Here is a 210-nt window from a genome sequence, read left to right as displayed (position 1 = left end):
GGTCGCGGCTGCGACCGGGCCTCGCAACCAACGCCGACTGACTGCCGCCCTCGTCTCCGAAGTTGATTCCGAGGGCACCACACTGGTCATCGACGAGAGCGACCTGTTTCGGTTCCTCGCGGACTGCTTGCCCTCCTACGCGATTCCCTCCCATCTGCACACCCTGCCCACCCTCCCCCTCACCGCCAACGGCAAGGTCGACCGCAAGGC

At 66.7% G+C, this 210-nt stretch carries 1 protein-coding gene; it reads left to right on the top strand.

Going from position 1 to position 210, the window contains the following annotated elements:
- On the top strand, window positions 1-210 hold a 210-nt coding region (locus AN216_RS28830; RefSeq protein WP_170842965.1), incomplete at both ends, for an AMP-binding enzyme.

It is taken from the genome of Streptomyces oceani (assembly GCF_001751245.1).
Classification (GTDB): domain Bacteria; phylum Actinomycetota; class Actinomycetes; order Streptomycetales; family Streptomycetaceae; genus Streptomyces; species Streptomyces oceani.
Note: the sequence above shows the minus strand (reverse complement) of the source record. Positions and strands in the feature narration are given on the sequence as shown.